General features: G+C 37.0%; 4 protein-coding genes. 2 read left to right on the forward strand and 2 right to left on the reverse strand.

The window, feature by feature from the left end; translation table 11 throughout:
* The first annotated feature begins 186 nt into the window (after positions 1-186).
* A complete protein-coding gene (locus tag F6K27_RS12765) occupies positions 187-429 on the forward strand; it encodes a glutathione binding-like protein (RefSeq protein WP_287276513.1) in 243 nt (80 codons plus the stop codon).
* Here the strand turns inward: F6K27_RS12765 and F6K27_RS12770 are convergent.
* Both F6K27_RS12770 and F6K27_RS12775 read right to left on the reverse strand, forming a co-directional pair.
* On the reverse strand, positions 406-3,495 hold the full coding sequence (locus F6K27_RS12770) for a non-ribosomal peptide synthetase (protein ID WP_287276514.1): 3,090 nt from the start codon (positions 3,493-3,495) through the stop codon (positions 406-408). The genes F6K27_RS12765 and F6K27_RS12770 overlap by 24 nt on opposite strands.
* Positions 3,496-3,631: 136 nt before the next feature.
* Positions 3,632-4,870 carry a methionine gamma-lyase family protein gene (locus F6K27_RS12775; protein ID WP_287276515.1) on the reverse strand — a complete coding sequence of 413 codons (1,239 nt, stop codon included), beginning with the start codon at positions 4,868-4,870 and terminating at the stop codon, positions 3,632-3,634.
* Positions 4,871-5,418: 548 nt separating this feature from the next.
* Between F6K27_RS12775 and F6K27_RS12780 the strand changes: the two genes are divergently transcribed.
* The gene (locus tag F6K27_RS12780; protein WP_287276516.1) at positions 5,419-6,231 is read left to right on the forward strand and encodes an acyl-CoA desaturase; all 813 of its coding nucleotides are present in this window, start codon (positions 5,419-5,421) and stop codon (positions 6,229-6,231) included.
* Positions 6,232-6,781 lie beyond the last annotated feature (550 nt).

Consider the following 6,781-nt stretch of genomic DNA (forward strand, 5'->3'; position numbering starts at 1 on the left):
AATTTTGTTGATTCAACTGATATTTTGCATTACCTTAGTGCCATAGCTCCACCAGATAAAAAATTATATCCAGATGTTCCATAATTACGGCAGGAAGTTGAATAACTAGAAAATTTATTTGATAAAAAATTAGCTATTGCTGTCATAAATTGGGGATATTTTTATAAGGCAAAAGATAGTCAAGCTATGCGTAGAGCTTGGTGTACAAATACTCCTTGGTTTGAACAAATTGGATTTGCTATTGCCTTTTCCTATTTCTCCAATTTGTTGCAGAAAAATTTTCAGCTAACAGTAGAAAATACTGCAAAATCTCTGGCAGAAATTAAGGAACTTTTTGATTTAGTTGGTCAACGATTATCTGACGGTTGTTCTTATTTAGTAGGAGATAAATTTTCCGCAGCAGATTTAACTTTTGCTGCTATTAGTTAAATATGAAAGCATAGTTTCAAAATATTTTTCATCTATGGGAGTAAATTGGATAATTTGACTGCCCTTTAGCCCATTATTAGTATTCTGAGTATCAATAATTTGTGATGGTATCTCTGCCTGTTTTTCTGTAGATTTTTCTATTTGAAACTCTAACTTCAAAATATAAGGATACAAGACATTTTCAGGATGATTAGATAACTCACTCACCCAATCATTTGATGAAACTTTTTTCACAGAGGAATCTAAAGAGCAAATCCAATCAAATAGATGGTTCAAAGATGTGGAAGTAGAATTCATCAAATGAAATGTTTTACCTAAAGAATTTTCTTTCCGAGACAAATAAACAATTGCTTGACTCATATCATTTACAGGAACCCAGTTATCTACTAATTTACTTTCTAAAATTGGTACCATTCCTAATTGAAGACAACCTTTAATCTGGCGACAAATTCTATCATTAATATTACTTACACCAGTATTAGTATCTGCTGTTATCATTGGTAGGCGATATATACAGGTAGGAATTCCTCGATCGCTTGCTGCCATTACTAACTTTTCCGCTACCCATTTGCTTTGTATGTAACCACTCTTTAGATTAGGAGTTTCAGTTAAGGGAGCGGATTCAAGAATGGTTGTACTTTCAGAATTACTAGATGATGGTAAAACCCCAAGACTAGATATAAAATGCACGGGTTTTACAGAAGTTTCACTAGCTAGTCTTAAAATTTCTTGAGTTCCTAAAACATTAGCTGATTTGAGTACAGTGTAGGGGTAAATATGATTTACCCAAGCTCCACTATGATAAATAACATCAATCTCGTGGGCAAGGAAGTTAAACTTTTCTGTTGGTAGTCCGAAAAATCTACTACATAAATCTCCTACTACAGGGATAATTCTGGAACTAAGTTTCTCATCCCAAAGCAAATAGTCTTCTAGTTTATTTTTGAGTTTTTGTTTAGCTAAATCAGTATTATTAGCCCGAATTAAGCAGTATATATTTGCTGAAGTTTTGCGCAGTAACTCATCAAGCAAATAAGCTCCAACAAAACCTGTTACTCCTGTTAATAAAATATTCTGAGGTTCAACAATATTCTGATTAACTGTAGTCTGAGGAATAATAGTTAAGTCTAAAATTGCTTCAGCATTAAAATCAATTTTTTCTTTGTCATAAACTCCTGTTTGAAGTATTTCCTCAATAGTTGGAGCAAGTTTGACTATAGTAGGAGAGTAAAATAGAGTTTTCACATAAATTTTTATTTGAAAAGTTTCTCGAATCTGAAAAATCAGTTTAGTTGCTAATAAAGAATCTCCACCTAACTCAAAAAAGTTATCTTGAATGCCTACTTTTTCTACTTCCAGTAATTCAGACCAAATATTTGCTAAAAGTTCTTCTGTTTGGTTGCGAGGTGCAACGAAATTATTTTCTAATTCGGGACGAATCTTATCAGGTTCAGGTAAAGCTTTGCGGTCAATTTTACCATTGGGAGTTAGAGGTAAAAATTCTAGTTTGACAAAATTAGATGGGATGGCATAGTCTGGCAATTTATCCTGGAGAAACCGACGTAAATTATGGGTAGAAAATTGCTCTTGAGCAGGAATAAAATAAGCAATTAAACGTTTGTTTCCAGGAATGTCTTCTCTGGCAATTACAACGGCTTGTTGGATTTGGGAATGAGTGTTAAGGAATGCTTCTATTTCTCCTAACTCGATGCGGAAACCTCGAATCTTGACTTGGTTATCAATGCGACCGAGATATTCTATGTTGCCATCAGGTAAGTATCTAGCTAAATCTCCCGTTTTATATAATAAGCTTTCTCCTCTTTCAATAAACGGATTAGATATGAACTTCTGTGCAGTCAATTCTGGACGATTGAGATAACCCTTTGCTACGCCAGTTCCACCAATGTATAGTTCTCCTGCAATACCAATAGGAACTGGTTGTAGATCGTGATTAAGGATGTAAACTTTATTGTTAGCAATAGGCCGACCAATGGGAGGGAGTGTAGGCCAATTTGTGGCAGTTCCTTGGAAAGTGTAGGCAGAAACAACGTGGGTTTCTGAGGGGCCATATTGATTTTGCAGTCTACAGTTGGGCAGTCTGTTCATCAATTCAATTATTTCTGTAGTAATCTGTAACTGTTCACCTGCTGTCACTATTTCAGATAGTTCGGGTAGAGTTTGGCATTTAGTCGCAACTGCTGCTAACTGTTGTAAGGCAACAAAAGGTAGGAATAGCTTATCTACTCTGTTCTCAATCAGAAATTGCATTAGAGCAAAACTATCACGCCTAACTTCTTGAGAAACTAGAACCAGGATACCCCCCGAACAAAGGGTTGAAAAAATTTCTTGGAAGGATACATCGAAACTGATAGGAGCAAATTGTAATGTTGTACCTTTACTAATAATTGTTTCCTGTTGCTGCCATGTAATCAAATTAACCAGAGAGCGTTGACTCATTGCTACTCCTTTGGGTTTACCTGTAGAACCAGAGGTATAGATGACATACCCTAGATTTTCTGGTTTGACGCCCCCGTTCAAGTTTTTGTCAGAAAGCCGAGTGATCGCTCTCCAATCCCTATCTAAAAACACCATCCGTGCTGAATGTTCTGGCAAATGCTCTAATATTGATTCACTGGTTAGCAGTATTGGCACTGCTGTATCTCCTAACATATAATTCAAACGCTCTGCTGGATAGCTGGCGTCGATGGGTACATAAGCGCCACCTGCTTTGAGGATACCCAATAAACCAATTACCATTTCCAGGGAACGTTCTACACAAATTCCTACCTTAACATTTACCCCTACTCCCAAAGTTTTTAAATAATGTGCAAGTTTGTTGCTTCGTTGGTTGAGTTGTTGGTAGGTGAGTTTTTTCCCCTCAAATTTTACTGCTATTGCATCCGGTGTTTTTTCTACTTGTGCTTCAAATAACTGATGAATACATTTATCTTTTGGATACTCAATTGTTGTATCATTCCATTCTACTAATAACTGATGACGCTCTGCTTCAGTTAAGATTGTTTTTTGGTGATTGTTAACTTTTAATTTTGTCTTGATTAGTTTCATTTTAACTGGTAAGCCATGGTCAAAATTATTTGATAATCAGGATTATAATAGGTGTGATACTGTAGTAGATCATCACTTGATTTTCAATGCTTCTTAATATTTGTCCAACGGGTGCCTAATTATTTGGCTTCAGTAGTTAGCCTCTGTGGGGTAGCTTTACCGCCTCAATAGCCGCCTCCAGAGCGATCGCCACATGAGTCCAATGAGTCCCCCCCTGACAAAACACAACATAAGGTTCCCTCAAAGGACCATCCGCCGAAAATTCAGAAGTCGCCCCATCAATAAAAGTCCCACCCGCCATAACCAACTCACTTTCATATCCAGGCATCGGTGCCGGTACCGGATCTAAATAAGACCCCACAGGCGAATATTGCTGAATAGCTCGACAAAAAGCAATCAACTTCTCCGGAGAACCCAACCTTATCCCCTGAATAACATCCCGTCGTTTTTCAAAAGGAAGAGGATTAACAGGATAACCCAACTTATCAAAAACATAAGCCGTCAAATGATTACCCTTCATCGCCTCCCCCACCATTTGAGGCGCCAAAAATAAACCTTGAAACAACAACCTATTCTGCTCAAAAGTTGCCCCACCACTACTACCAATACCAGGAGCAGTTAACCGACAAGCAGCAGCTTCCACCAAATCTCCCCTACCTGCCACATACCCACCTGCCGGAACTATAGTACCACCAGGATTTTTAATCAAAGACCCCGCCACTAAATCAGCTCCCACCACAAGAGGTTCCCGGTCCTCAATAAACTCCCCATAACAGTTGTCCACAAAACAAACTGTCTGAGGATTTTGTTCCTTAACTATCTTGACAATTTTCTCAATATCTGCAATAGACAAACTAGCTCGCCAAGAATAACCACAAGAACGTTGAATCAAAGCCAGACGAGTCTTCTCAGTAATAGCAGACTCCAACCCTCGCCAGTCTATTGCACCAGTCTCAGTTAACGGCAATTCCCGATAACTAACGCCAAAATCTTTCAGAGAACCTTGACCCTCCTCCCTCAGACCAATAACCTCCTCCAAAGTATCGTAAGGAGAACCAACCACAGACAACATTTCATCCCCTGGCCTAAGAGTGCCAAACAAAGCACAGGCGATCGCATGAGTTCCAGAAACAAATTGGACTCTTACCGCTGCTGCCTCAGCCCCCATCACCTCTGCAAAAACCTTGTCCAGAGTTTCCCGCCCTAAATCGTCATGGCCATAACCAGTAACCCCTGCAAAATGATGGACACCTACCCGATGCTCCCGAAAAGCATCTATAACTCGTCTGAGATTTTGCTTGACTAAGCTATCAATATCAGAAAATATGGGAAATAGGTCTTGTTCTGCTGTTTGTAGATATTTAGTACTATTCATATTGAATTTAATTTAATTTGTTTTATTTGTGATATGCTAAACAAAGTGTAAATTTTTGTTAATACTCAAATTCACCATACAATCTAAAATTCCTTTGTCAACAAATAGTTAATTTTAGATATTGAGGCTGTGCTTTTTTTGTGAAAAAAGTTTCATTAAAAAGCCATGACAATTTTTCAGTAAAAAACCTCAATAAACAAAGTAGTGTTTTACTCAATGTCAAAGATAGTAATTGACTTTTTTTATTAATCAAATTTTCAGATTCAATTACTAAAACTTAGAAATTTTACTATATTTATTTAGTATATTTATAGTACCTTGGTTTAAGAAAAATTCTCCTGTATTATCAGTTAGGAATTTAAACTTAAACAATTAACAATACCCTGGATTTTGGTATAAGAATATTTTTTAACTTTCTGCTTCTGATTAATAGATATAGATTAAGTAGTTATTACCGAAATATTTTCCATATCCTATACAAACATATAAACTTGCTTTGATTAAGCTAGCTCCCTTAGAGCTATTTAGTTATTAACTTAGAGATTTTCATGACAATTTCAACATCAGAAAAATTTTCCCTTGATTGGAGCATAATAGGCTTTATGGCATTCCTGCATATTGGAGCCTTGTTTGCCCTACTTCCCAGTAACTTTAGTTGGACTGCAGTTGGCCTAGCCTTATTACTACATTGGATTACAGGTGGTCTAGGTATTACATTAGGCTTTCATCGTTTGGTGACACACCGCAGCTTTAAAACACCCAAATGGCTAGAATACTTTTTTGTTTTCTGTGGTACTCTTGCCTGCGAAGGTGGAGTTTGTGATTGGGTAGGTTTACACCGCATTCATCACATACATTCAGATAATGATAAAGATCCCCATGACTCTCATCGCGGGTTTTGGTGGAGTCACATGGGTTGGATGCTCCACAATTTACCAATCAGGTCTGAAGTTCCTCGCTACATAAAGGACATAGCAGACGATCCTGTTTATAAATTTTTGCAAAATAACTTTATTCCCATTCAGTTTGCTTTTGGCATTTTGCTCTACCTTGTTGGAGGTTGGTCCTTTGTAGTTTGGGGTATTTTTTTTAGAATAGTTGCTGTTTTTCACTGCACTTGGTTAGTGAATAGTGCCACTCATAAATTTGGTTATCGTACTTATGATGCTGGTGATTCTTCTACTAACTGTTGGTGGGTGGCCGTATTAACTTATGGTGAAGGTTGGCACAATAACCATCATGCTTTTCAGTATTCTGCACGTCATGGTTTGCAATGGTGGGAAATTGATACGACTTGGATGATGATTCAATTATTACAAGCTTTAGGTTTAGCCACTAATGTGAAATTAGCAACAAAATAGCTATTTAATAATAGTAGTCCTAAATTAATTTTTTCACCCTATATGATGTTTTTCATATAGGGTAATTTTCTATTTTAATACCTAAATTTATCCTCGTTTTGCTGAGTGGTATTAGGTCTCATTAATTAGTAACGGGACTTTAGCAAAAAATGCCTTAAAAATAGTTTTAAACCCTTGCTGTATCATGCTTTAACATCAAAATAGCCTATTCCTTGATATATCTAGTGCCACTACGCGGAAGTTAAAAGCGAGTGCTAATTGGCGAGGTTTCCTACGGGGCGTATAAAGTGCGGAAGTAATTCCGCACACAGCCCCTCCAGAATGTAAGACGCACTCAAGACAGTCAAAAGTTAAAACTCAAAAGTATTGATTTGTAATTGTTTTAGGATTTTGTAACTGGTCAGTTATTTTCGCCATCCTGCACTAGGGCGTGTCATCAATTAAAGAGGTTGACATTAAAAGTATAGTATGCTTATGAAGAATAACTACAGGAATAATATGCTAAGGACTGCTCTAAATGACTAGACGTTATGGTTTGCGTGACGACCAA

The organism is Okeania sp. SIO2F5, assembly GCF_010692685.1.
Classification (GTDB): domain Bacteria; phylum Cyanobacteriota; class Cyanobacteriia; order Cyanobacteriales; family Microcoleaceae; genus Okeania; species Okeania hirsuta.